General features: G+C 46.9%; 8 protein-coding genes. 2 read left to right on the top strand and 6 right to left on the bottom strand.

Annotated features, from left to right (window positions below; genetic code table 11):
* Positions 1-223: 223 nt before the first annotated feature.
* Positions 224-2278, bottom strand: a complete 2055-nt coding sequence (gene uvrB / locus VM802_RS17875; RefSeq protein ID WP_325532989.1) for an excinuclease ABC subunit UvrB — start codon at positions 2276-2278, stop codon at positions 224-226.
* Between the two features lie 106 nt (positions 2279-2384).
* On the opposite strand from uvrB, the gene VM802_RS17870 reads away from it, so the two are divergent.
* Positions 2385-3176 (top strand): S1/P1 nuclease, encoded by a 792-nt coding sequence (locus VM802_RS17870; protein ID WP_325532987.1) that lies wholly within the window; start codon positions 2385-2387, stop codon positions 3174-3176.
* 84 nt (positions 3177-3260) lie between these two features.
* Here VM802_RS17870 and VM802_RS17865 read toward each other — a convergent pair whose 3' ends face one another.
* The 5 genes from VM802_RS17865 to VM802_RS17845 all read right to left on the bottom strand — a co-directional run bounded on the left by VM802_RS17865 (position 3261) and on the right by VM802_RS17845 (position 23449).
* A complete protein-coding gene (locus VM802_RS17865; RefSeq protein ID WP_325532985.1) occupies positions 3261-4184 on the bottom strand; it encodes a PfkB family carbohydrate kinase in 924 nt (307 codons plus the stop codon).
* Positions 4185-4265: 81 nt separating this feature from the next.
* The gene (locus VM802_RS17860; protein ID WP_325532983.1) at positions 4266-5681 is read right to left on the bottom strand and encodes an MATE family efflux transporter; all 1416 of its coding nucleotides are present in this window, start codon (positions 5679-5681) and stop codon (positions 4266-4268) included.
* Positions 5682-6248: 567 nt separating this feature from the next.
* On the bottom strand, positions 6249-8309 hold the full coding sequence (locus VM802_RS17855; RefSeq protein ID WP_325532981.1) for an OmpA family protein: 2061 nt from the start codon (positions 8307-8309) through the stop codon (positions 6249-6251).
* A 64-nt stretch (positions 8310-8373) separates the two neighbouring features.
* Entirely contained in the window at positions 8374-9381 is a 1008-nt protein-coding gene (locus VM802_RS17850) for a PorP/SprF family type IX secretion system membrane protein (RefSeq protein WP_325532979.1), read from the bottom strand.
* 91 nt (positions 9382-9472) lie between these two features.
* Positions 9473-23449 carry an Ig-like domain-containing protein gene (locus VM802_RS17845; RefSeq protein WP_325532977.1) on the bottom strand — a complete coding sequence of 4659 codons (13977 nt, stop codon included), beginning with the start codon at positions 23447-23449 and terminating at the stop codon, positions 9473-9475.
* A gap of 596 nt (positions 23450-24045) precedes the next feature.
* On the opposite strand from VM802_RS17845, the gene VM802_RS17840 reads away from it, so the two are divergent.
* A complete protein-coding gene (locus VM802_RS17840) occupies positions 24046-26622 on the top strand; it encodes an NACHT domain-containing protein (RefSeq protein WP_325532975.1) in 2577 nt (858 codons plus the stop codon).
* Positions 26623-26634: the final 12 nt, after the last annotated feature.

Below are 26634 nucleotides of genomic sequence, written 5' to 3'. Positions count from 1 at the left end.
GGAAATATTGCAATCGATATAATTTATGTAACTATTTATTATTCAATATTTTCTATCAATATTAATTTTGAATTAAGATTTTCAAAAAAAATCCTGTCAATGCACCACTACATTGACAGGAAAGTCTTCATAATATATTTATTTATAAATAATTACAAATTATTAATTTATCATTTCAATATAAAAAACTGAACAATTATATGTAAATAAATTCTATGTAATATTATTGCTTCATCTCTTGCAACTCTCTCTCCATCGCAAACATCTGGTCGCGTAAACGGGCTGCCTCCATAAAATCGAGATCACGGGCTGCCTTTTCCATATCCTTCCTCACCTTTACAATAGCCTTCTCCAGCTGCGGGATCGTTTTCTCTGTAGCTGCAGACGCTTTTGCATATTCCATCGCATCCTCGGCTACCAGCATCACTTCATCATGCACAGCAAATGGCGACGTTTCATCAAAATGTTTGATCTCCAGCACTGAGGTTTGTCCGAGGATCTGCTCCTTACTCTTCCGCACTGTCCTTGGAGTAATTTTATGCGCAATATTATAAGCGGCCTGCTTTTCCCTCCGACGGTCCGTTTCATCAATGGTACGTTGCATACTGTCCGTCATCTTGTCGGCATAAAAAATCACCAATCCGTCAACGTTACGCGCAGCGCGGCCAGCCGTTTGTGTCAGCGAGCGCTCATCTCTCAGAAAGCCTTCTTTATCAGCATCCAGAATGGCCACCAACGATACTTCCGGAAGATCCAGCCCCTCCCTCAACAAGTTCACCCCTACCAATACATCGATGTTACCAAGGCGCAGATCCCGCAGGATCTCAATACGTTCAAGGGTATCCACCTCAGAATGGATATAACGCGATTTGATATTGATACGGCCCAGATACTTGTCCATTTCTTCGGCCATACGCTTGGTCAGTGTAGTTACCAACACACGGTCCCCTTTCTGCACACGCTTATCTATTTCCTCCAGCAGATCATCCACCTGATTCACACTGGGTCTCACTTCAATAGGAGGTTCCAGCAGACCGGTTGGCCTAACCACCTGCTCCACTACAATACCTTCTGTTTTCTTCAGCTCATACTCACCAGGCGTCGCACTCACAAATATGGCCTGGTTCAGCAGGTTCTCAAACTCATAAAAATTAAGTGGCCTGTTGTCCAACGCCGAAGGAAGGCGAAACCCGAATTCCACCAGGTTCAGCTTGCGGGAACGGTCACCTCCATACATACCACCAATCTGTGGCACGGTCACGTGGCTTTCATCAATCACCAGCAGGTAATCTTTTGGAAAGTAGTCCAGCAGGCAAAACGGGCGGGTGCCTGGTTTGCGCCGGTCAAGGAAACGGGAATAGTTCTCAATACCACTACAGTAACCCAATTCACGGATCATCTCCACATCATAGTTCACTCGCTCTGACAAACGCTGTGCTTCTATCAGCTTGCCATTAGCTTTAAAATAATCTACCTGTGCCTTCAGTTCGTCCTGTATTTCATAGATGATCTGTTGCATAATATCTTTCGGCGCCAGGTAAAGGTTTGCGGGGAAGATCGCGGCATTCTCCATTGTGCCGATACGCTTTCCGTTCTGCACATCAAAGCTCTCGATCTCTTCAATTTCATCTCCAAAGAAAGTAATCCTGTAACCATAGTCCACATATGGCAGATTAATATCCACCGTGTCTCCCTGTACACGAAAATTCCCCCTGTTAAAGTCGCCGGTAGTACGAGTATACAGTGAATTTACCAGGCCATGCAACAAAGTATTGCGACTCATTGTCTGCCCTTTGTTGATACGGATGATCCCATTCTCATAATCGGTTGGGTTACCCATACCGTAAATACAGGATACGCTGGCTACCACAATAATATCCCTCCTGCCAGAAAGTAGGTTAGACGTGGCTTTCAGACGAAGTTTATCCAACTCCTCATTGATGGCCAGGTCTTTTTCAATATAAGTATCACTTACAGGCATATATGCCTCCGGCTGGTAATAATCATAGTAGGAAACGAAGTACTCCACCGCATTGTCCGGAAAAAACTGCCGCAGCTCCCCATAAAGTTGCGCTACCAACGTTTTGTTATGTGTGAGCACCAGTGTAGGGCGCTGTACGTTCTGAATCACATTGGCCACTGTAAACGTTTTCCCCGAACCGGTCACCCCCAGCAACGTCTGGAAGGGCTCTCCGGCCTGTAAGCCTTCAGTCAACTGTTTAATCGCTTCCGGCTGATCACCAGCGGGAGCATATGGCGCATGTATCTTAAATGACATATTGAATAATGTGTTTTGAGTAGTATGTAAAAATACTAAAAGAAGGTCGTGAAAAAGTGTTAAAAAAAGATGCTTTATTTTCGCTTCTTCAATCAAGGATGTACTTATGAGAAAAATGATCGTAACAGGGCTGCTGCTCGCCTTTTTATTACCTGTTTCCTCCTACGCCTGGGGACCTACTGGTCATAGGGTAGTGGCTGAAATTGCATATCAACACCTTACTCCGCAGGCCCGCAAAGCCATTACCGCTATCCTGGGAAGGCGGAGCCTCGCTATGGTAGCTAATTGGCCTGACTTTATCAAATCAGACACCACACATGTGTATGATCACACCAACAAATGGCATTACCTGGATTTTCCGTCAAATATTGCCCGTAGTCAGTTCGACAGCCTGCTGAAGACCGCTGACGGCGAGAATCTCCACACGTCCACACAAATGGCAATAAAAGAACTGAAGAACAAATCACTGGCCAAAAGCGAACAGGAATTCATGCTCTCTTTCCTCGTACACATGATAGGCGACATGCATATGCCGCTGCATGTAGGCAGAGATGAAGATATGGGTGGCAACAAAATCAATGTAATGTGGTTCGACAAACCTTCTAACCTGCACAAGGTATGGGATGAACAGCTGATAGATTTCCAGCAACTGAGCTATACTGAATACACTCAGGCGTTGGATATCGCATCACCGGAAGAAGTGAAACTGATGCAGAGCGGCTCCATTGCCGACTGGATGTTTGAATCACACCAGCTGTCAGATAAAATCTATGCTTATACTCAGCCAGATTCAAAACTTAGCTACAGATACAATTATGTATTTATCAATGATCTGAACAAACAACTGCTGAAAGGAGGATTGAGGCTGGCGGAAGTGTTGAACGGGATCTTTAAATAATTTTGAATTTCGGGATGTAGGAATTTGAATTAGGATAAACATCGTCATTATAATTCAAACTCCTACATCTCAAAATTCAAAAATCTATACAAGGTCTATATCAAAATTCACCAGCTGAACAAACTGCTCCAGACGGGCGCTGATATCCTCTGCTGTAACCTCTCTCAGTCGCTCAGTACCAAATTTCTCCACACAAAAAGAAGCCATTGCAGAACCTACAATGATGGCTGTCTTCATATTCTCGAAAGAGATATCTTTTGTTTTTGCAAGATGACCAATGAAACCTCCGGCAAAAGTATCGCCGGCGCCTGTGGGATCGTATACATCTTCGAGCGGCATAGCCGGAGCAAAGAACACATGATTTTCATGAAACAACAATGCGCCATGCTCACCTTTTTTAATGATCAGGTAGCGCGGTCCCATAGTCAGGATCTTGTGAGCTGCCTTTACCAATGAAAATTCACCGCTAAGCTGACGCGCTTCACTGTCATTTACCATCAGTACATCTACTTTCTTAAGTACTTTCAGCAGATCATCCAGTGCTACTTCCATCCAGAAGTTCATCGTGTCCATCACGATCAGCTTGGGCCTCACCTTCATCTGATCCAGTACGCTCATCTGTACCTGTGGAGTCAGGTTACCCAGGATCAGGAATTCGCTGCCCTGATAGCTGTCCGGGATTACAGGCTGAAAATCAGCCAGTACATTGAGATCCGTTACCAATGTATCACGGGAGTTCATATCCATATGATACTTACCAGCCCAATAGAATGATTTTTCTCCTTTCTTTATCTGTACACCATCCAATGCCACGCCTTTTGCTGTAAGTGCATCCAGTTCCGCCTGCGGGAAATCTTCACCGATTACGGACACCTGGTTAATTGGCGTTACAAAATTGGATGCTGCCCATGCGATAAAGGTGGCTGAACCACCAATGATCTTTCCTGATTTTCCAAATGGCGTTTCGATCTCATCGAATGCCATAGTGCCGACAACAGTGAGGGACATATGTTTTTACCTGGAATTTATTCGTTAAAAAATTTTAATACAAAACCAGGCAAAGGTAATTACTTATGGAGAAAGCGGAAACTAAATCTTCACCTGTTTCCAGGTGCCTTTCCTGAACAGTAATACCGCTGCAACCGCCATGGTTGACTCAGATACAGCAATTGCCCAAAACACTCCCAAAGGCCCCCAATTGAGCCATATTGCCAGTACATAGGCGAGGGGCATTTGCCAGAGCCACAATGCCACCAGGTTAATGAGCATGGGTGTGCGTGTATCACCTGCACCGTTGAATGATTGCGTAACCACCATACCGTAGGCGTAAAACACATATCCAAGGCTCATGAGACGAAGACACTGTACGCCATACCGCACTACAGCCGGTTCAGAGGTAAACAGCTTTATCACCACAGGCGCTGCCACCAGGAATACCAGCCCTAATGATCCGAGGAATATCACATTGAACAAGGCAGCGCGCCATACCGATTTTTCAGCTCTTTCTGGCTGCTGCGCACCAAGATTCTGTCCTACGAGTGCAGCCGCTGCGTTAGACATCCCCCATGCCGGCAGTATCGTGAATATCACAACCCTGATAGCGATAGTATATCCAGCAACAGCATCGCTCCCGAAATAAGAGATAATGCGTACCAGGAAAATCCAGCTGGCAGAGGCAATCAGCATCTGAGCAGTGCTGCCCAAACCAAGTTTCAGAATAGATACAATAATGTTGAATGCAGGCTTAAGGTGCTGCTTCGCAATCCGTACCAGCCCTTTTCCTTTCAGCAGATGATATATCTGGTAGCACACGCCTGTACCACGGCCTATAAAAGTGGCTATTGCAGCTCCTTTCAGGCCCAGGGCAGGCAACGGTCCAAAACCGGATATCAGCAGCGGGCACAATACAATGTTGAGGCCATTGGCTAGCCAGAGTGAACGCATTGCCAATGCAGCGTCTCCGGCTCCGCGGAAAATACCGTTGATGAGGAATAACAACATGATCACAATGTTACCACCCATCAATATTTCCGTATATACGTAACCGTAGTCTGCCACTTCCTGAGAAGCCCCCATCAGCAACAGTACCTTTTTAGCGAAAATAAGTCCAGCGATACTGATCAGTACAGATACCGCCATACCCAGGTAGAGCGACTGCACAGCTGCACGGCCGGCCGCATCGTGGTCTTTCTCTCCGGTGCGGCGGGCCACCATAGCGGTAGCCGCCATGCTCAGGCCCATGGCCACAGTATAAACAAGGCTCAGCACAGACTCTGTGAGCCCCACTGTAGTAATGGCTTTTATGCCAAGATGGCTTACAAAGAAAATATCCACCACTGCAAATAGCGACTCCATCGCCATTTCCAGGATCATAGGAATAGATAATAGAAAAATAGCACGGTTGATACTACCGGTTGTAAATTCTTTCTCCGCACCGGTAACCGCTAATTTGAACAAATGAATAAAATCAGCAAAGCGCCGACGCGTCTGGTTCTCCGTGGACATAGGAAATAATTGAAAAATTTAAAATAAGGAAACATTCGGCAATAAAATGCCAGGACTCAAAGTGGTGATGTAAGGGGACGACAAACGGAGTACCGTTGTCTGATTAATTTTTCATATGCGCTGTTTATAACACCGGGTAGATGCCTGACAAAAGTAAAAGTTTTTCCGGATGATAAAAATCTTTATCTCCAAAAAATATTCCTGGGGAGAATATTATCTCCTGTAATGTCCACAATAAAACCCTTCCATAATCGATTCCTTTTCCAGGCTGGTGTAACTTTTGGAAGCCCCTCTCGTTTAACTGGTACACAGAAACCTCAGCCACACTAACGGAAACCATGCATTTCTTCGATTTAGTTCAGCTTTTTTGATTCCCCGAAAGAAACATCTTGATGTAAGAATAAAAGCGAATAACCCGTCAGGATATGATCCAGGACGGGTTATTCGCTTTAGTACAACTATTTCATCTCTACATCAGAATTCACAAAAACCATAACAATCACAGGAATCATAGTTTGTTTTCACTATAGGATATGGTAGTAACCGGGGCATCCCGGTACTTTATGGTTACTGACTTTTTTCTTCGGTATCGTAATTACTGGGCGCCACCTGTACCTGCCTGCGCAATACCTTAAACTCTGTTCTTCGGTTTAGCTGACGTCCGTCAGGATTGTCTTTGTGATTAGGCAGTGAGTTGGGTGCAATAGGACGTGACTTCCCATAACCTTTAGCAATGAGACGCGACGACGAAATGCCTCGGCTGATCAGGTAATTCACGCAGGACTGTGCACGATCCTGCGACAGCTTATTATTGAATTTAACAGAACCTACACTGTCTGTATGCGCACTCATCTCTATTGTGAGCTTCGGATTCTCATTCAGAATATCCACCACAGTATCCAATACAATCTTCGATTCAGGGCGTAATGTGGCTTTACCGAAATCGTAATAGATATTGTTCAGCACAATTGGTTTTTCTATTTCGTAATGTTTCAGGCAAAGTGTTGGATTATCGAGAGAATCGATGCTGTTAAGTGAATCAGTTTTAAAATAGATGGCTTTGCTGAAATAATTTTCTTTTTCAGCGAGTATCTTATAATACCGCTGTGGATCCAGTTCAAAGCTGTAACGACCATTGGGCCCCAGGGTGATCTTCTGAATGGTTTTGCGGCGAACGGTATCCAGAAGCGTTACTGTAGCGCCTTCCAGTGGTTTGTGGGTATCGCAGTCAACAATAAGACCACCGGCTACTTTGCGGATCCTGTTCACCCCAAATACTTCCAGGCAGCAAATAGATTCTCTGTCGGAGCTGATAAAACCACTAGCAAACGGATGTGTATTATCAAGAGGCGTATAATAGATATCGTCTTTAGGCGAATTGAGAGGTTTCCCCATATTCACTGGTACAGACCAGGTACCAAAATCGCCTTCACTGGAAAAGAAGTCAAGGCCACCGAGACCTACACGGCCATCTGTACTGAATACGAGTAGATTCTTTTCTGAATCATAGAAAGGTGCCTGCTCTTCGTCTTTCGTGTTGATGGCAGTACCCATATTACGTGCGCTGCCGGGCACATTACCGCTCATTACACAATACCACAGGTCGTTCTTACCCATACCGCCTGGCCTGTTGGAAGCAAACAACAGATACTTACCATCAGACGTAACAAAAGGCTGCATTGAGTTGTAACCTTCCACATTAATATTGTTGCCGAGTATTTTAGGTTCAGACCAATTACCATTCTGCCGGGTACTTATGTAGACGGCAGCTGTTTTGTTACCATTTTTGATGTTCCATCTTGTAAGATAGAGAGCATTGCCATCAGGTGAAACCGCCGAAACTCCCTGGTCATAGCCCTTTGCAGCCGGAAGATTCAGCTTCTGGCTGTTACTGTAAGAATTATCGCTGCCTGTCGCAACGTACAAATCATTTACATACGGATTACCCTTCTTGTCTTTCTTCTTGTCCGCTTCTGCCTTTGCATTAGGCAATGGCGGTGTTTCAGGACGGGAAGAGGTAAACATCAGCGTACTCTTATTCAGTACCACCGGAGCATAGTTAGCACCGCCTTCATTTACATTTCCGGCAGTTTTTGAAATAGTAAAACGTGGCTGTTTTCCATCTTCTGCCAATGCGAATTCGCAGTTGGCTATTTCAAGCGGCACACGTGCAGATATATCGTCGGCACCTGTATATGATTCTTTGAATTTCTTGAACTGATCCAATGCTTCCTGGTACTTACCATTTGCCCTGAGACATACAGCGTACCAATAGCGTGCCTGCGGATAAGCTGGATTATTGAACCCTACCAATTGTGAATACCATGTTTCCGCATTACCGAAATCGTTATAAAGCCTGTAGGATTCTGCAAGCCTGGCCACTACTTGCTGATAGTCCCTGAACTTGCCTTTGGGAGGTGTAGCGCCGGCCACCGCATAGGGTATGATCTGCTCGGCTTTCACTTTAAAAGTGCCTAAAGCTTTGTTATAATACTGTGCCGCAGAATAATAATCCCTGGCATTGTAGTAGATGTCAGCAGTATGTTTATAATCATAAACATACTGCGCGTGTATGGAGTTAATAATGCCTATAAAAATTACCAGCCAATAGAGTGTAATTTTTTTCATGAGGGTTCCATTTCTTTTTTCTTTGTAAATATTTTCCTCCATTTTCATCAGGTTGATCCATGAATTATAATCTCGGACAGATAAAGTATTCTTCACCCAATACACGTTTCTTCCGGCTGATAAAGGAAAGGGATATTTCGAAACTCTGGCTGCCATTTACCAGGCGGCGCATATTGGAAGTATTGGTATCGTAGCTGAGACCCAGCACAAAATTCTTGAAGTGGAAACCGGCGAATGGAATAGCCGCATCATTGAAACGATAGTTACCGCCTACCAGCAGATCAAATTCCGGGTTTACTATCAGCTGCGCATACACACCGGCAACGACTTCTTCTGCATTCCCCTGGCGCATATACAAAGCGGTAGGAGTAAGGCTTATCACATCACTGAGCTTTATCCTGGAGCCGCCATGCACCTGGTAGCGTACGGGGAGCTTTCTTTCATCGCCCTTATCTGCAAATGGATCTTTAGGCTGGGTGAGATGAGCAGCAGCAAATCCCACAAATGGATTGAACATATGGTTAGGATTTCCATCGAAAAACATAACACCAGCACCTGCGTCAAAAACGGTAGAAGAAGTTGTTTTTACCGTTTCTCCATTGAACATACTGGGATCATATCCTATCACCGGCTGATACTGGCTGCCAGTCTGGAATTTGGCAGGATCCACCCTTCTGTTGATAATGCCGGCTTGTACACCAAATACAAGCTGCGTGGTTTTGGTCTGACCAAATTTCACACCGCTATAGGAAACGCTGGCCATGGGGCTGAAGTAATTATACCCAGCATCGCCAGCCGACATATTGATTACGTTCAGTCCTACCCCAACATTTTTTTCTGTAGCCGCGTCAATAGAAACTCCTGCAGTAGAAAATGGCTTCCCATAGTTAGCCCACTGGTTGCGGTAGTTTCCACTCACCCTGAAATCACCGTCAATAATACCTGTCAATGCAGGGTTAAGCCACAGCGGGTATGCATAATACTGCGAGAAGTGCGGGTCTACCTGAGCCATAGAAAACTTAGACAGCAGACTGCCGCATAAAAGTATTGTTATAATAAAGATCCTTTTCATAGGAACATATTTTTACGTGTTCAGAATTTAACCGGGATGCAGGCGATGCTTGTCTGCATCCCGGTCTATTTAGTTTACGCAACAGGTGATGTTATCTCATCAGGGTCACGTTACCTTTCTTAGTAATCACGGTGCCGTCCTGCATTGTTGCTCTCACGATCCATACATATACACCTACCGGTTGTTTCTGTCCGCCCATAGTTCCATCCCATCCTTGACGCTGGTCTTTGGAGGTGAATATGAGCTGACCCCACTGGTTATAGATCCTGAATTCCAGCTGTGCGATAGCCGTACCGTATACATATTCCACATCGTTGATGCCGTCGCCGTTCGGGCTGAAGAGATTCGGTATGAAGATGTTGTTACCCTGCGGATTAGCCGACTTGCCGGTTACACCGTTAGACAGTGCGCTGGTCTGACAATCAGCATCCCCTACCGCTCTTACCTTGATAGTTACGCTCTGGTTTGGTTGCAGGCCCGATACTGTATGAGTAGTACCGTTTGCACCGGAGCTAGGCGGGATGAAGGTTACACCGTTATCGAGCGTTACTTCGTAGTGTGTTGCACCGTTAACCGGATTCCAGCGGAATGTGATGCTGGTAGCGGTGGTATTATCTACAGTCACATTAGGTGTTTCGAGCGGCTGCAGGATATTCACGGTAGCAGCTGTTCTTACAGCGCTTGTACAACCGCCTGTTGTAGACACTTCCACATAGTAGGTAGTATTGGCTGTCAGTGCATTGGTTGTAAATACCGCACCTGTGAAGAGCGGCGTACCGCCTGTTGGTGCACTGTACCAGCGGAAGATAGCACCTGCTATATTAGATGTTGCAGTAAGCGTTGCTGTCTTGCCTGGGCAAACACCAGCTTCATTTCCGGTTACCGACGGGCTAGCAGGAGCCGTAGTAGCTTGCACGCTTACTGCTGTGCGGGTAGCACTTGGGCAAGCGTTGCTGTTAAGTGCTTCTACATAGTACATCTGGTTAGCAGTGATTGCCGGTGTTACATATATAGCGCCGGTTGCTATTGGTGTGCCACCTGTTGGTGTAGTGTACCATCTGTAAGTGAGCGATGGGCTCGGGTTGAGAACGGTCAGTGTAGCAGTCTGACCTATGCAGGTACCTAGTGTAGCATTTGCTACTGCAGGCACTGCCGGTGCAGGATTAACGGTTACATTCACCGCAGTTCTGCTTGCACTTGTACAACCTCCGCTGGTAGCCGCATCCAGGTAGTATGTTACGTTTGCTGTCGGAGTGATGGAGTAGTCGCCGCCGGTGAATACTGCTGTACCACCAGCTGGTGCGGTGTACCATCTGTAGATCACACCAGCCTGTTTGTTCTTCACGGAGAGCACGATGGTCTGACCTGCGCAGGTAGTTGCCGGATCTGCGAGCGGCGCATCTATTGTAGTAACCACGGTAGCTGTTACGCCTTTGCGTGAGCTGCTACAGCCTACATTATTGAGTGCTTCCAGGTAGATGGTTGTAGTAGATCCCAGTGCACCTGTTGTGTAGCTGGTGCCTGTTGCCAGGAGGTTACCTTTCACAGGAGCGTCATACCAGCGGTAGGTGAGTGTAGCATCCGGATTCTGTACAGTAAAGGTTGCAGTGCCACCTATGCAGGTTGTCACATTATCTATATTTACAGCCGGTATTGCCGGAGACGGATCCACGGTTACGCTTACACCTGTTCTGGTTGCGCTGGCACAGCCACCGCCTACAAGCGCCTGTACATAGAAGGTAGTGTTGCTGGTTACTACCGGCACATCATATACCGCTCCGGTGAACAGCAGGTTGCCACCTGTTGCAGCATCATACCACTGATAAGTGAGACCAGCCTGCGGAGCTTTCACTGCCACAGTTATACCCGTACCCGCACATGTCTTCAGACTTGTTGCCATCACTTCGGGTGCAGCCGGAGCGCTTACCACTGTTACCGTTGCTTTTACTCTTGGTGACGCACTGCCACACTGTGAAGGGTCACCGGTTGCATCCACATAGAAGTCCATACTGCTGTTAAGCGCGCCCGTTGTATAAACAGGACCGGTGAATACCGGTGTTCCGCCAGTGGCTGTTGTATACCAGTTATAGGTTATGCCATTTGTTGCGGATGTTACACGCAATGTAGCAGTATTACCTACACAAACGGTGAGGTTATCGGATTCAAGGGTTGGTGTCGGCGCCTGTCCTACACCAATGGACACTTTAGTTCTTGTTGCGCTGCCACAGGTACCACTGGTTGCTTCCACATAGAAGTCTGTGTTTGCGTTCAGCGGGCCTGTTACATAGGTAGCGCCTGTGAAGAGGAGGTTACCACCTGTTGCGGCATCATACCAGCGATAGATCACGCCCGTCGCAGGACTCTGTACAGTCAGTGTTACAGTACCCCCGATACATACAGATTGAGATGATGCATTCACAACCGGAGCTGCCGGAGCATCACTGGCAGTAACACTTACCGCTGTTCTTGATGCACTCGCACAACCACCACCAATGAGTGCCTGTACATAATAAGTGGTATTGACATCAGCAACCAGGGTGAATACAGGACCGGTGAATACCAGTGTACCACCTGTTGCAGCGTCAAACCACTGGTAAGTAACACCTGCCTGCGGATTCAGTACTGCCAGTACTGCATTCTGTCCTCTACATACGCTCACACTAGCGCTTACTACTGGCGGAGCTGGCGGAACAGGAACCGTCGTTACTGTTGCTTTGGCTCTTGCAGAAGGTGTACCACACTTGGTCGGATCGCCCACAGCTTCCACATAGAAGTCCGCAGTTGCTGTTGTTATTGCCGGAGTTGTAAAGATCGGGCCGGTGAACAGCAGTGTACCGCCTGTTGGTGCATTATACCAGTTATAAGTGAGACCGGCAGTAGAAGACACTACTTTCAGTATTGCACTGCCGCCTTGGCATACCGTTACATTGTTGGATTCAAGGATTGGCACCGGAGCTTCGCCTACACCAATCGAGATCTTAGTTCTTGTACCACCAGTACAGTTACCAGCAGCCACTTCCACATAGAAGTCTGTCGATACTGTAAGGCCTTTAGCCACATATACTGGTCCTGTGAAGAGCGGTGTACCGCCTGTAGCTACATTATACCAGCGGTAGGTGAGTGTATTCACTGCATTCTGAACAGTGAGTGTCACACTGTCGCCCACACATATATTCACTGAAGAAGCGTTGATAATCGGAGCTTCCAGGGTGGCTACTGTTACGGTTACCACTTTCGCATCACCCGCAGCATTCGCACACTTATTGGTGCCCTCCACTGTTACATAGTATGCTGTAGTAGCAGACAAGGCAGGTGTTGTGAATGTAGCACCTGTATTTACCAGGTTTTGCAGGTTTGCATCTGAATACCATTTGAATACCGGGTTGGTAACTGTCGAAGATGAAGCAGTCAGCGTAACCACACCCGGAGTACAGATTGCCGTATCTGCCAGGTTAATGTCTGCTGATGTAGCGCCTGTGGTTACTGTTACATTTATGAGTGATCTGCCATTACTTGCGCAGCCATTACGGTAGGATTCTACATAGAAGGCTGTATCAGCACTCAATGCACCTGTAGTGAGAGAAGCACCATCCTGACCGGCCAGATAAATACCATTGGAAGTAAACCAGCGGTAAGTGAGACCTGCTATAGGGTTCTGTACATTCAGAGTGGCTGTTGCGCCTTTACATACCGTTACCTGTGGTGCCTGTACTGACGGAGCTTTCAGAGCACGCTGTGCATAGTTAAAGTCTATTGCGTTCAGTGCACCGGCAATTCCGGATTTCAGTTTCACTTCTACGGCATCGAATGGTTTAGTCGGTACAAACTCAGCAATGGCTTTTCTTGTATCACTCAGCAGGATGAGTCTAACCAGTGAACTGTTAACCAACACTGAATCACCCGGAGTGCTTCCATTATAAGTAGTCAGCTGTACACTGCCAAGCAGGCTTGCAGAAAGCACCTGGCTCGGGTTGGTGAGCAGAACTCTTACAGTGTCGCCGGCTGTGGACACACCATTGAATTTAGCCCTTTCCCAAACCTCCGCGTTGAGTACACCCAGGTTAATTACCAGAGAAGCTGCGGTATTGGCGTCATTATCTACTGCCAGTTGCGGATTATATACGTTACCCAGTACCAGGAGGCCAGAACCACCTATGGTCTGTGATATTGCTCCTTCGCATGGTACCGGTTGTGCCGGACCACCGTTCACATATACAACAGTAACGGGTACACGTTGAGATTTACATGTGGCGAGTGATGCTTCTACCCAGTACACCACCGTTCCGGTAGCAGACTGTGTCGGCGGACTGAAGGTTGATCCTGTGAACAGGGAATCAGTACCAGCCTGACTGCCGAACCACGTGTATACAGCGTTCGCAGTGTTGCTGGTAGCAGTAAGTACGGCCTGTGTACCTACGCTCACTGTATCTGGATTTGGTGCCACTACCGGTGCGTTCAGGGAAGAGGATATCTTCACGCTGATAGCCTGTCTCGGTGAAGCAGTACCACACTTGTTAACAGCTTCTACATAGTAGATCGTGTCAGCAAGTATATTCGTTACCCTGAAGACATAACCACTGTCTGTATTCAGACTGGTTCCTCCTGTTGGTACATTGTACCACTTGTAGGTAAGGCTATGATCAGGCGTTGTTGCAGAAAGATCTGCACTGGAACCCAGACATACATTAACTGTTACAGGTGCGCCTGGTGATACTGGTGCTTGAGTGACTCCTACCTTCACAGGTACACGTTGCGGGTTAGCACAATCATTCAGTGTCTTGCTGGCCTCTACATAGAATGTAGTAGCAGCAGTTATTGCCATTGTCTGGTAAGCAGTTCCGGTGAATAATGGCTGACCACCACTTGCCTGTCCATACCATTTATAGGTAACACCGGCTGCAGGGTCTTTCACCTGGAGGAGAGCAGAATCGCCAGGACAAACAGTAAGTGAATCATTCAACACGGTTGGTATTCCAACAGTGCGATGTGCATAATGTACATTCACAGCAGTCAGCAGCTGAGCCACACCAGAGTTCAGCCGCAATTCTACGCGGTCAAACTGGCTGGTTGGTTTAAAGCTCAGTATTGCCTGCTGGTTACCGGTCAGCAATCTCAAAGTCAGGAGAGAATTGCCGATGGCCAGACGGTCATTGTTAAAGGTAGTACCATTGTAGGTAGCCACTTCCATTGAAGACAGCAGGCCAATATCGGCAATGCCAATCGGGAAGGACAGGAAGATGTTTACGCTGTCACCCGGATTGCTGACAGATGGGAATATCAGTGTTTGTTCTACATAACCACCCAACAGACCTGCAATGATATGCATGGTGGAGCTGGTAGTAGTACTGCTGTCAACAGACAAGGTTGGGTTGTCAACATAGCAGCCTATGCAGATACCATTGGCATCATTGGTCTGGTTGTTTGCAAAATCGCATGGCACATCGTTCGTAGTACCACCTGCGATATTAACGGTTACGGTTATACGTGGTGTAGCACAACCTCCCGGGCTTACAGCTGCTACTGTATATGTAGCAGCAGCTTGTAATGGACCAGTGTTGAAGCTTGGGCCAGCGAAGATGCTGTCGCCCGCCGCGTTGTACCACTTGAATACAATACCGGTACCTGTTGCAGATGCGTTGATGATAGCACCCTGACCACGGCTTACGGTAGTATTGGTTGGTGTTACGGTGAAGTTGGTTGCACCGGCTGCTATTGTTACAGGTACTCTTGTCCGTGTACTGAAGCAGCCGTTATTATCTGCAGCTACATAGTAAGCTGTATCAGCAGTGAGTGCAGCTGTAACGAAAGACGTACCATTGCCCAGCTCTACAGTGCTGGTATCACTCTGATACCAGTGGAATGTAGCACCTGCAGGCGCTGTAGCCACCAGCGTAGCTGTACCGCCGGAGCAGATGGTTACACCCGGGGCTGTCGGCGCAGCAGTGCTGCTACCAACTGTTACTATTACCGGCACTCTGATCGGATAAGCGCAATTGAACTTACCGGATTCTACATAATAAGTAGTTGTTGTTGTCAATGCCGGAGTAGTGAAGGTATAACCGGTACCTAATGCCGTTCCGCCCACTGCTGTACTGTACCATTTAGTATCCGCATTAGCAGGGCCTGTAACGGTCATTGTTACTGGCTGGCCGCCGCAGGAAGCGTAAGTAGGCGCCTGCAGTACCGGCCTTGACGGGAAGGCTGCTGCAAAGTATACATTTACGCTTGTGAGCAGGCTCACTGCACCATTAATGCTTACCAGCACCCCATTAAATGGTTTGGTAACAGGCAAGGTTACCCTGAACCTGTTGCCGGCGCTTAACAATTCTAATCTTATAAGCTGGTTGTCGAGAGTTATTTCATCACCGTTGGGCGACGTTCCTGCATAAGTCTGCAGCTTGATACCACCCAGTAATCCAGCGCTTATAAGCTGGCCTGGAACTTCCAGATCCAGCGTAACACTATCACCGGCGGCATATGTATTGCTGAACTGAAGCAGTTGACCAACATATCCAAGTGCACCCAGTGTGGCTGTGATGGTGGATGCACTGTTAGCATCCTGGTCAACGGCATTACCTGGGTTGCTTACACTACACAGTGCACAAATACCGGTAACGATCGGGCTTTGTTGCGCTGTTGCGTAACTACATGGGGTAGGTTCAGGCGACTGGTTAATATCAGCAGTCACTTTTGTACGTTGAGAACTTACACAACCGCTTATGGGATCTACCGCTTCCACATAGTAGATCTTCGCTGCTGTTAATGGCGGCGTTGTAAATGAAGTGACAGGTCCTGCTACTTTCGTACCTCCAATCGGTGCATCATACCAGTTATACTGGTATGCCGGGTTCGGGCTTACTATAGTAAATGTAGCAGTACTACCACTATTCACCTTCACGGTTTCAGGAGCTACAATCACCTTTGGCAAGCCAACCAATACTGTAACAGCTTTCCTTGTGGGGTTTGTACAACCACCACCGGAAACTGCTTCAACATAGTATACTGCATTGGCAGTAACACTGTTGATCGTATATGTTGCACCGGTTGCAATCGGGCTTCCACCCGTCTGTTGGGTATACCACCTGAAGGTGGCGCCAGGGCCGGTAGCTTTTAATACAGCTGGGCTGCCGGCACATGCGTATACAGTATCTTTTTCTACTGTAGGCGCGCCAGCAAATATCTGCGCATAGTAAATATTGAGTGATGTAAGCGCTGTGGCAATACCTGAAGTAAGACGTACCACAACACGGTCAAACTGACCCTTAGGCTTGAATGTCAGTGTTGCCTTAGGTGTTCCTGTGAGTAACTGAAGGTTCACTCCCGGATCATTAATAGTCACTTCATCAGCATTGGAAGTAGTACCATTATATGAACTGACACTAATAGCGGTCAATACGCCAACATCAGCAAGCCCAACATCTGTCGACAATCCCAATCTAACACTATCACCACTGTTTCCTGGGTTCGGGAAAATCAGCGTCTGTTGGGTATAGCCGTTCAGCAAGCCTAATACCACATGCAGAGACGAAGAAGTAGCAGTACTGTTATCAACAGCAGAATCCTGCTTCTCTACATAACAACCAATACACAGGCCATTGGCGTTGCTCAGCTGGCTGGTGGCGCCACCGCAATCTATATCACCAACCGGCGGGTTAACTGGTCCGCCGCCAGTGAGATTAACAAGCACCGGTGTACGCAGACTCTTACAGGTGCCTGCCGCATCTGTAGATTCAACATAATAAGTGATCGTTGCATTTACCGGTGGTACAGTAAAAGTAGGCCCAACAAATACAGGTGTACCGCCCGTTGGGGTAGTATACCAGTTATATTTATTGGTTCCTACAGGATTAACTACATTAAAGGTAGGAGTAGCACCGGCCGTCACAGTGGCTGAAGAAGGCGTTACAGCAACGCTTGGCTGACCAATCCTTACCTGCACCTGCGTGCGGGATGCAGACGTACAGTTGCTGGTGCTGGCTACTTCCACAAAATAGGAAGTATCCTTGGTTACATTAGGTACGGTAAAGGTAGGTCCCGTGAATATTGGCGTCCCGCCAGTATAGGATGAATACCAGTTGAAGGTACTTCCTGCCGGACCTGTAGCTTTCAGCGTTGCCGTTCCACCACTGCACACATTCACCACGCTGCTTTCTACCTGAGCTACTGTACCCGGTGCTACCTGTCTGGCGAAATACCATTTCACGGCGCTACCTGCTACGGCTAATACACCACTGATACTTAATTTCACCTTATTGTACGGTACCGCCTCTTTAAAGGCAATCAAACCACGGGTGCTGTCTCCAAACAAACGCAGATTCAGCAATGCGTTTTGATCAAGGGCATGAGTAGCGACCTGGGTGTTTCCATTGTATAACGTCACTGTGGCACTTACCAGCAGATTCAGCTGCAGTATATTACCCGGTACGCCCAGTCCAAGATACAGACTATCATTAGCCTGGCTAAGGGCTGGGAAGGTAACGGTTTCCTCCACCTCGCCGAGTAAGCCTATGGACATATGGAGCGTGGCCGCTGTATTTACGTCGTTATCAATTGCGAGTTCAGGAGTCGTAATCGCACAGTCCACACACAGCAATCCGGTTACAGCGTTGGTCTGCGAAGTCGGGTTACCGCAGGTAATAGGATCATTAACCTTAACGGTAACAGCTGTACGAACAAAGCTGATCAGACCATCAGTTGGAGAATTCGCCTCCACATAATATGTCTTGTTCTGGGTGAGTGGCGGAGTGGTGAATGTATTGGTAGTTGCGATTGGTGTTCCTCCTGTTGGCGTTTCATACCAATTGAATGTAGCATCTGGTATCCTTGGAATAGATGCATTGAAAATAGCTGTCTGACCCGCATTTACAGTTGTATCTGTTGGTGTTACCGCCACTGTTACCGGTATACTGGCTGCCACTTCGTAGATGCGCAGGGAATTGCTCACAGTAGCAACTCCGCCCAGGTTCACCTGAACGGCATCAAACGTTTTGGTGGCTGGTATAGATACCCTGTATTTCTTTTCACCACTAGTACCAACCCCCAACAGACTCAGGTTTACAAGCGATGAATTTAGGGTTACAGGATCATTGTTCGCGGTAGTTCCGTTGAATGTCTCAACAGAAATAGCTCCCAGTAAGGATAATGAAGCCAGGAGATCTGTCGGAGAGCTGAGGAAGAGAATAATACTATCCCCAGGTTGATATGTACCAGGGAAGATGATCTTCTGTCCTACAGTTCCTAATACGCCGAGAGGAGCAATCAGCCGGGAAGAAGTTGTAGTATCTCCGTCAATTGCTTTCAACGAATCTTCTATCGTACAAAGCACACAGGCAACGCCGCCGGTAATGGGGCTTACCTGGTCTGTACCATATGACCATAATGGGCCTGCCGCACCGCTGATCTTAACTGGAACAGCTGTGCGTGTAAAGCTCGTCTTACCAGCCGGATCTGTGGCTTCTACATAGAAAGTAGTAGGCCTGGTCAGGTTGTTTGTGGTAAAAGTAGCTCCGGCATTAGGAATCGGAGTACCGCCTGTAGGTGTAGTATACCATTTGAAAGTGGCCTGCGGCACCCTGATAGCGGCATTCAACGTTGCCGGTTTATTATAGCCTGCTATCGCCGGAGAAGGTGTAGCCGTAACCGGGATAGAAGCTGTTACTTCATACAACCGCAATGAGGAAGATATTGCAGCCAGAGAACCTTGTCCTACTTCTACAGCGTCAAAGGTTTTTGTAGCCGGAATTGTTACCCTGAACTTATTGGTACCATTAATACTTGCTCCCAGTGCGCTCAGTCGCACAACACCGGTGTTGTTCAGTGAAATCTGATCCCCATTGGCAACCGCCGGACCAGCTATAGCATTATTGTAGGTCTGCACTTTAATATTGGGCAATAACTGTGCACCTGCCAGCGGATCAGAAGGCAGATCCATGATAAGCACAATACTATCGCCAGCCTGATACACACCAGGTAATATCACCCGCTGGCTCAGTGTAGTACCAATACCAATTCCTGTGATAAATTTGGAAGCAGTAGTGGTGTCCCCATCAGCGGCCAGTTCCGGATTTTCAATGGTGCAGGCTGCGCATGCAATACCAGAAGTAAACGGCCCGGCCTGATCTTGCCCAAAGCTCCAGATAGTGCCAGGACCTCCGCCCACCTTAACAGGAACGGCTGTACGCACATAACTGTTCAATCCATCTGACGGAGAGAATGCTTCTACGTAGTAAGTAATATTACGATCCAATGGAGGGGTAGTAAATGCACCACCAGTAAATACAGGCGCACCTCCGGTAGGAGTAGTGTACCATTTGAAGACAGGGTTGCTTACCCTTGATACATCAATGGCAGGTGTAAGCGTAACAGTACCTCCGGATGTCGTAACAGGTGCCGGTGGTGTTACCGTTACAGGAATAAATGCTGTTCCTTCGTAGATCAACAGTGAACCAAATTCCGCAAACAGTGCTGACAAATCCACCTGCACTGCATCAAAGTCTTTCTGCACAGGGATAATCACTCTGAACTTAGGCGTGCTGCCAAGCCCTATTCCCAGTGCCTGCAATCTTATCAGAGAGCTGTTCAGGGTAACAGGATCAGCATTATCTACGCCATTTTTCAAAGTATGTACTGTAACTGCAGACAGTAATTGTTTTGTATAGATAGCACCAGGAATCTGGAGATCCAGGGCAATATTGTCGCCAGCCTTATAGCTGCCGGGGAATTTCAAAATCTGGCCCACAGATGTAACTACACCTACCGGCAACACCAGTTTGGATGCGGTAGTAGTATCGCCGTCGATTGCCAGGTTTGGATTATCTACAAAACAAAGCGCACAGGCTACGCCGCCGGTAACCGGACTCTGTTCCTGATCTGCATAGCTCCACAATGGCCCCATGCCGCCGGTTACAGATACAGTGGCGGGTGTTCTTACAAAACTCTTCAGTCCATCAGAGCCTGTTGCTTCTGCATAGTAAGTTGTGCTTCTGTTTAATGGAGGAGTGGTAAACGTGGTGCCAGAACCTACTGCATTACCACCTACAGGCGCATCAAACCACTGAATAGTGGCGCCCGGAACACGTGGTATACTGGCATTAAAGGTAGCAGAACCTCCGCGTGTAATACTACTCGAATCAGGTGAAATAGTAATGGGAATAATGGCAGCTGCATCATAGATCTTGAGTGCGCCAAATTCTGCAAACAGAGAAGACAGGCTCACTTTCACCGCATCAAAGTCTTTCAGCACAGGGAATATTATCCTGAACTTATTGATTCCTCCAGGGCCTACACCCAATACCTGCAGTCGAATCAGAGATGTACCGATTGTTCTGGCGTCATTGTTGGAAACGTCATTGTTGAATGTTTCTATCTGGATACCAGACAATGCTTGTTTGGTATATATTTTATTTGGTATTTCCAGGTCAAGGGAAATATTGTCCCCTGCTTTATAGAGACCTGGGAACTTCAGCATCTGTCCCGCAGACGTGAGCACACCCACCGGCAACACTATTTTGGACGCAGTGGTAGAATCTGCATCCACAGCCAATTTCGGACTGTCTACAAAACATAATGCACAGGCTATGCCACCGGTAATGGGGCTAACTTCATCATCTGCATAACTCCATAATGAACCGGCTCCGCCTCTTACTCTAACGTAAACAGGCGTACGGACATAGCTTGTCAGGCCATCTCCGGCAACAGCCTCCACGTAATAAGTAGCGGTCTGCGTTAATGCCGGCGTAGTAAAGCTGCTGCCGGTAAACACAGGCGTACCACCAGAAGGTGTAGTGTACCAGCGGAATGTGGGGCTCGCAACACGCGGATCAATAGAAGCAGTTAACGTTGCTGGCTGACCAGTAGTGATAGTGATGCTGTCCTGCCCAACCTTTACAGGAATAAAGGCAGCCGCTTCATATATTTTCAGGGCGCCAAACTCCGCAAACAATGCAGAGAGGCTCACTTGTACAGAGTTAAAGTCTTTTGTCACCGGCAGCACCACCCTGAATTTATTAATACCGCCAGGGCCTACACCAAGTACCTGTAGGCGGATCAGTGAAGTTCCGATAGTAGTTACATCGCCATTGGAAACGTTATTGTTGAATGACTCTATCTGGATACCAGACAATGCTTGTTTGGTGTATACTTTATTGGGAATTTCCAGGTCAAGTGCCAGATAGTCACCAGCTTTGTAGCTACCGGAGAAAATAAGGCGCTGACCCACAGAAGTCAGCACACCAACCGGCAACACAATCCTGGAAGCAGTGGTCGTATCAGCATCCACCGCAAAACCCGGATTGTCTACGAAACATAACGCACAGGCAATACCACCTGTTACGGGGCTGATCTCACTGGACGCAAAACTCCACAATGGCCCCATACCACCGCTTACTTTAACGTCAACAGGTGTACGAACATAGCTTTGCAAAACAGGAGCACCTGTAACAGCCTGTACATAATAAGTAGTGTTTCTGCTAAGAGCTGGCGTGGTAAAGGACGGACCTGCTGCCAATGGTGTTCCTCCTGTAGGAGTGCTGAACCATTGGAAGGTAGCACCAGGCACTCTCGGCATAGAAGCATTAAGAGTAGCGGTTCCGCCAACCGGAATAGTGGCTGGAGGATTAACGGTTACAGGAATTACCGCAACGGCTTCATATATGAGGAGTGAACCAAATTCTGCGAACAATGCAGACAAATCTACCTGTACGGCATCAAAATCTTTCTGTATGGGAATGGTCACCCTGAATTTCGGCGTACTGCCAACACCCAGTCCCAATGCCTGTAATCTTATCAGCGCATTATCCAGCGTAACCGGATCGGCGTTGTCCACTCCGTTATTCAGCGTATGTATTTTAACCGCAGATAATAATTGTTTGGTATAAATGGTACTGGGAATCTGAAGATCCAGCACTATATTATCGCCAGCCTTATAGCTGCCAGGGAACTTGAGTATCTGTCCTACAGATGTAACCACGCCAACCGGGAGCACCAGTTTGGATGCGGTAGTAGTATCGCCATCAATAGCCAGGTTTGGATTGTCTACAAAGCAGAGGGCACAGGCGATACCGCCGGTAACCGGGCTCTGTTCCTGGTCTGCATAACTCCACAAAGGTCCCACACCACCGCTTACACTCACGTGTACGGGCGTACGAACATAGCTTTGCAATCCGGGCGACCCGGTAGAAGCTTCTATATAATAGGTAGTGCTCCTGCTAAGGGGAGGGGTGGTGAAGGAGGAACCAGAGGCCAGTGGTGTTCCGCCCGAAGGGCTGCTGAACCACTGGAAGGTGGCTCCGGGTAATCTCGGCATGGAAGCGTTGAGGGTAGTAGTACCTCCAACAGGAATAACAGTAGGTGTATTAACGGTTACAGGAATGACGGCAACAGCTTCATATATCAGTAGTGAACCAAATTCAGCAAAGAGAGCAGAAAGCCCTATCTGCACTTCATCAAAGTCATGCGTCACAGGAACAACAACCCTGAATCTGTTGGTAGTACCGGTACCTATTCCCAGTACCTGCACCCTGATCAGTTGATTGTCCAGTGTTACAGGATCATTGTTGGCAACCCCTGCATTGAATGTTTGTATTTGTATAGCTGATAATAATTGTTTGGTGTAAATAGAGCCAGGCACTTCCAGATCAAATACTACCTGATCTCCGGCGAGATAACTCCCGGTGAACTGAAGCTTCTGCCCTATACCGCCTAGAGCACCTACAGGCATAACCAACCGGGAAGCCGTATTGGGGTCACCATCTACAGCATTGGGAGCATCCTGGATAAAACAGAGAGCACAGGCAACTCCAAAAGTAACCTGTGTCTGTGAGCCTGCGTGCGACCATAAGGGCCCGGCTGCCAGCGGGCCAGCGCCCATCCTGGAATAATAGCCGATCAAAGGAGCTTGTGGGTGCAGACGTAGATAGTTGTTCACATAACCATGTTCATAAGAATAAACTGGTACGCGCTCAGCACCCGCAGCATGTAGTGTCCTCCCTGCAATGCAGAACATAAAGAGAGAAACAAAAAAAATAAAAGCGGTCCTTAAAGATTCTTTAGGAGTAGCGTTTGAATGCATAGCATCACATATTTGGATAAAAAACTGGTCTGTAAGCGTACTTACAGCTACTCGGGAGGCAGGCAAGGTCAGAGGAACTCAGGGGAAAGAATACTCACTGGTTGATAGAATGTTAGTACACTTCCTTTGTTAAAGGTTTGTTATAAGACGATACGAAAATAGCAGGAACAAATCGTTAGTACATGTTCATTTCTATTCATTTTGCCAATACCGTTCACTCCGTTCATTAATTATTTTTTCTGTTCAGTTTGTTCATTCTTGAATTAAATTGAACAATTGGGGTTATAAATGAGAGGTCAACCAGTTTACTAATTTATTCTGAAGTAAATTTTCAGTTTTTTTAAAAAAATTTCCATCTGTTGAATACTTACAAAAAAATGAACCTATCTGCAACTACTCTATTGCTTTCGCCATATTTATATATGAAATGATTTTTTGTTCTGTCTTGGAAAGTTTATTTATTACAAAATATGATATATATAACGTGCGCTAATATTGCGGGCAATCATCATCATTTCAATTTTCCCAAATCTAAACGGCTGATCTGTACGTACTTAAATGAGTATCGAAAAATTCCATAATCCATTATTGCCCCTATGATTGATCTATCCTATGACTTCATCATAACGTTACAGAAGGAAGTTTTAAAACGTTACGGAGTTGAGGTCATGTTACCGGCAGATTGTAAGAATCTGGCTCAATCCATACTGGATTACACCACAAAACTGGTGAGCGAAACTACGCTGAAAAGAGTATTTGGATTTGCTGTTGCTCAACACAGCTTCTCCAGATACACACTCAATACATTATCGCAGTATTGTCAGTATAAAGATTGGGACGATTTCCAACAACATCATTATCAGCTGATGAACTCAGCCGCCCGACCTGCATTGATTGACACAAGGAAATGGGATGACCTCAAAGCGAAAGCCGATGCAGTGTCTCATTACACCATCCTCACCCTGAAAAACCGCTCAGGAATTTCCTTCCCCTTTACTGTACCGCGCCCCTTCTGTACGGCACACATAGAACGCTTCCTCGAAAGTGATTACGCAGCCACCGCCCTCATAGCCCCTTCCGGCTGGGGAAAATCTGTAGCACTGGTCCATCTCGCCGAACATTTCTGGTTCTGTAAAGACGCCCGCTTCAAACATGACGTATGTTGGTTCATTCATGCGCATGCAGCAGGCAGCCTGCTATTGAAAGGCTTTTCTCTCTCCGCATGGCTGGATAACCAGATGAATATGGGTAATGGCGAGAACTTCAGGGAATACTTCGCCAACCACTTTGAAAAAAAAGGAGGCAGACTTATACTTATTATAGATGGCTTCGATGAAATTGCAGTAGCAGGAGAGAAGCTGAAAGTATTATATACCAAACTCGAAGACTTTGTATACTCCAACGACCGCTATCCGTGGGTAAAGGTGATCCTCTCCATCCGGAGCAGCACATGGGCCGAGATATTCCAGCACTCTCAACAGTATCCTGCTTTCCGCCGCTACTGGTACCTGGGCAAAGAAATGGATGAAGAAACCAATATCAACCTGCCCTCACTCGCAGATCAGGAGGTAAAAGCCATCCTCCATAACCATCAGTTTGACCAGGCTACGGTAAAGATGTTCTCCGAAAGCTTCCTGCAGAAACTGCGGCATCCTTACTATCTGCAGCTCTTCTGCCAGCTCAATGCCGGACCAGACCAGCATTTTATAGATGAACACCTCAGCCTGTTCGAAATTGTGTCCAGGTTTATACAAAACCGCGTATTCAATGCGCAAAGCAACTCCTTTAAAATAAAGATCATCCAGAAGCTGCTCTCACTGCTGGACCTTGGCAGAAGCGGTATTTATACAGACAAACATCTTCTGCTCAACCAGAACGCTGACCTGTTTCCTGCCTATAAAGAATTACTGGCTGATAACATCCTGGTGGAAGAAAACCTGAGCCAGGAAATCATGTTCCATGTGAAAGTGAGGTTTGCCCACACTTCCCTCCAGGAATACTTTGTAGCGATGTCCTACCTGCAAAACTACAACCAGGGCATCAGCGAAGAAATGCTACTCGCCATACTGGAACACCTGCCGCAATCATCCTACCGGCTAGGCGTGTTCAGCTGGCTGCTACGATATGCCATCAATCATGCACAGACAGATGGTATCATCAAAATGCTACATCTCCCGCTCGCCAATATCGAAAAATCGCACCTGCTGGAATACCTCATCCTGCATTATCAGCATGAAGGCAATAATCAACTGGAACTGAAATCCATCTTCCCCGCAGGATTCTTCAAAAAGAACCTTCTCAGCCATTTTATCAATGATGAATTCATACACTTCAGGAAACGAAAAGTGCTGAATGCCCTGCTGGGACTTGCAGAAACAAAAGAAGACAAGCTCAAAATCAGAAACATGCTCTTCACCATTGCACTATTGCAACTGGATGCTGAGCAGTGTGAATTGGAAATGAACCAGGTGAAGAAATTATATGATCCCAGTGAATTTGACGGAGAAATATGGGTATCGCCCTACGAATTGATGCTCTTTATTTATGAATACATGAAATTTGGTATCGTAAACGAAGAGATCCGCCTGAAAATATACCAATACCCTGAATACTGGGAAGCAGCATCCAGACGGCCTTTCACCGTACCTCAAGAAATAGTCTTCCGCAACATGGGCACTGTATTGCTGTTGTTAGGAGATCACGAAAGCCTGCTCGACTTCACCACGCGGCTGTTTGAAACCTACCCTTCGCTGTTGCGCCGCAAGGCCGACTCATTCCGGCTAATGCTGCTCTGCTGGCAGGCCCATGCCCATTTATCGCTCGGCAACACCAAAGTGGCAGAACGCATCTGCAGGCATGCAGACCAGGTAATCAAAACTTATTCTTCTGATTACTTCGGAGGTAAGTACCTGGAATCATTCCATAAACTGTTGCACGCCACCGTATATATTAATGAACAGGAGTTCCATAAAGCTATTCGCACTGCAGAAAACGCCGTGGAAAATGCACAAAAGCTGGACTTCAAAATCCTCGCTATCATGAACTTCAACCTCCTCTGTAAAATATACAGTGAGCTGAAAATGGATAAACAATACTATGAAACCATACAGCAGATGGAGCAAATAAGGAAAAGCACCTCCTTCAAACAACCCATCCCAAACTTTGCAAGGTGATTATGGCATAAT

It is taken from the genome of Chitinophaga sp. (assembly GCF_035538455.1).
Lineage (GTDB): Bacteria > Bacteroidota > Bacteroidia > Chitinophagales > Chitinophagaceae > Chitinophaga.
The sequence above is the reverse complement of the archived record's forward strand: the minus strand, read 5'-3'. Positions and strand labels throughout refer to the sequence as shown.

Bases quoted from the DNA above. Each gene is read 5' to 3' on its own strand.
- uvrB (WP_325532989.1), bottom strand. From the start codon at position 2,278: ATGTCATTTAAGATACATGCGCCATATGCTCCCGCTGGTGATCAGCCG.
- VM802_RS17870 (WP_325532987.1), top strand. From the start codon at position 2,385: ATGAGAAAAATGATCGTAACAGGGCTGCTGCTCGCCTTTTTATTACCT.
- VM802_RS17865 (WP_325532985.1), bottom strand. From the start codon at position 4,184: ATGTCCCTCACTGTTGTCGGCACTATGGCATTCGATGAGATCGAAACG.
- VM802_RS17860 (WP_325532983.1), bottom strand. From the start codon at position 5,681: ATGTCCACGGAGAACCAGACGCGTCGGCGCTTTGCTGATTTTATTCAT.
- VM802_RS17855 (WP_325532981.1), bottom strand. From the start codon at position 8,309: ATGAAAAAAATTACACTCTATTGGCTGGTAATTTTTATAGGCATTATT.
- VM802_RS17850 (WP_325532979.1), bottom strand. From the start codon at position 9,381: ATGAAAAGGATCTTTATTATAACAATACTTTTATGCGGCAGTCTGCTG.
- VM802_RS17845 (WP_325532977.1), bottom strand. From the start codon at position 23,449: ATGCATTCAAACGCTACTCCTAAAGAATCTTTAAGGACCGCTTTTATT.
- VM802_RS17840 (WP_325532975.1), top strand. From the start codon at position 24,046: ATGATTGATCTATCCTATGACTTCATCATAACGTTACAGAAGGAAGTT.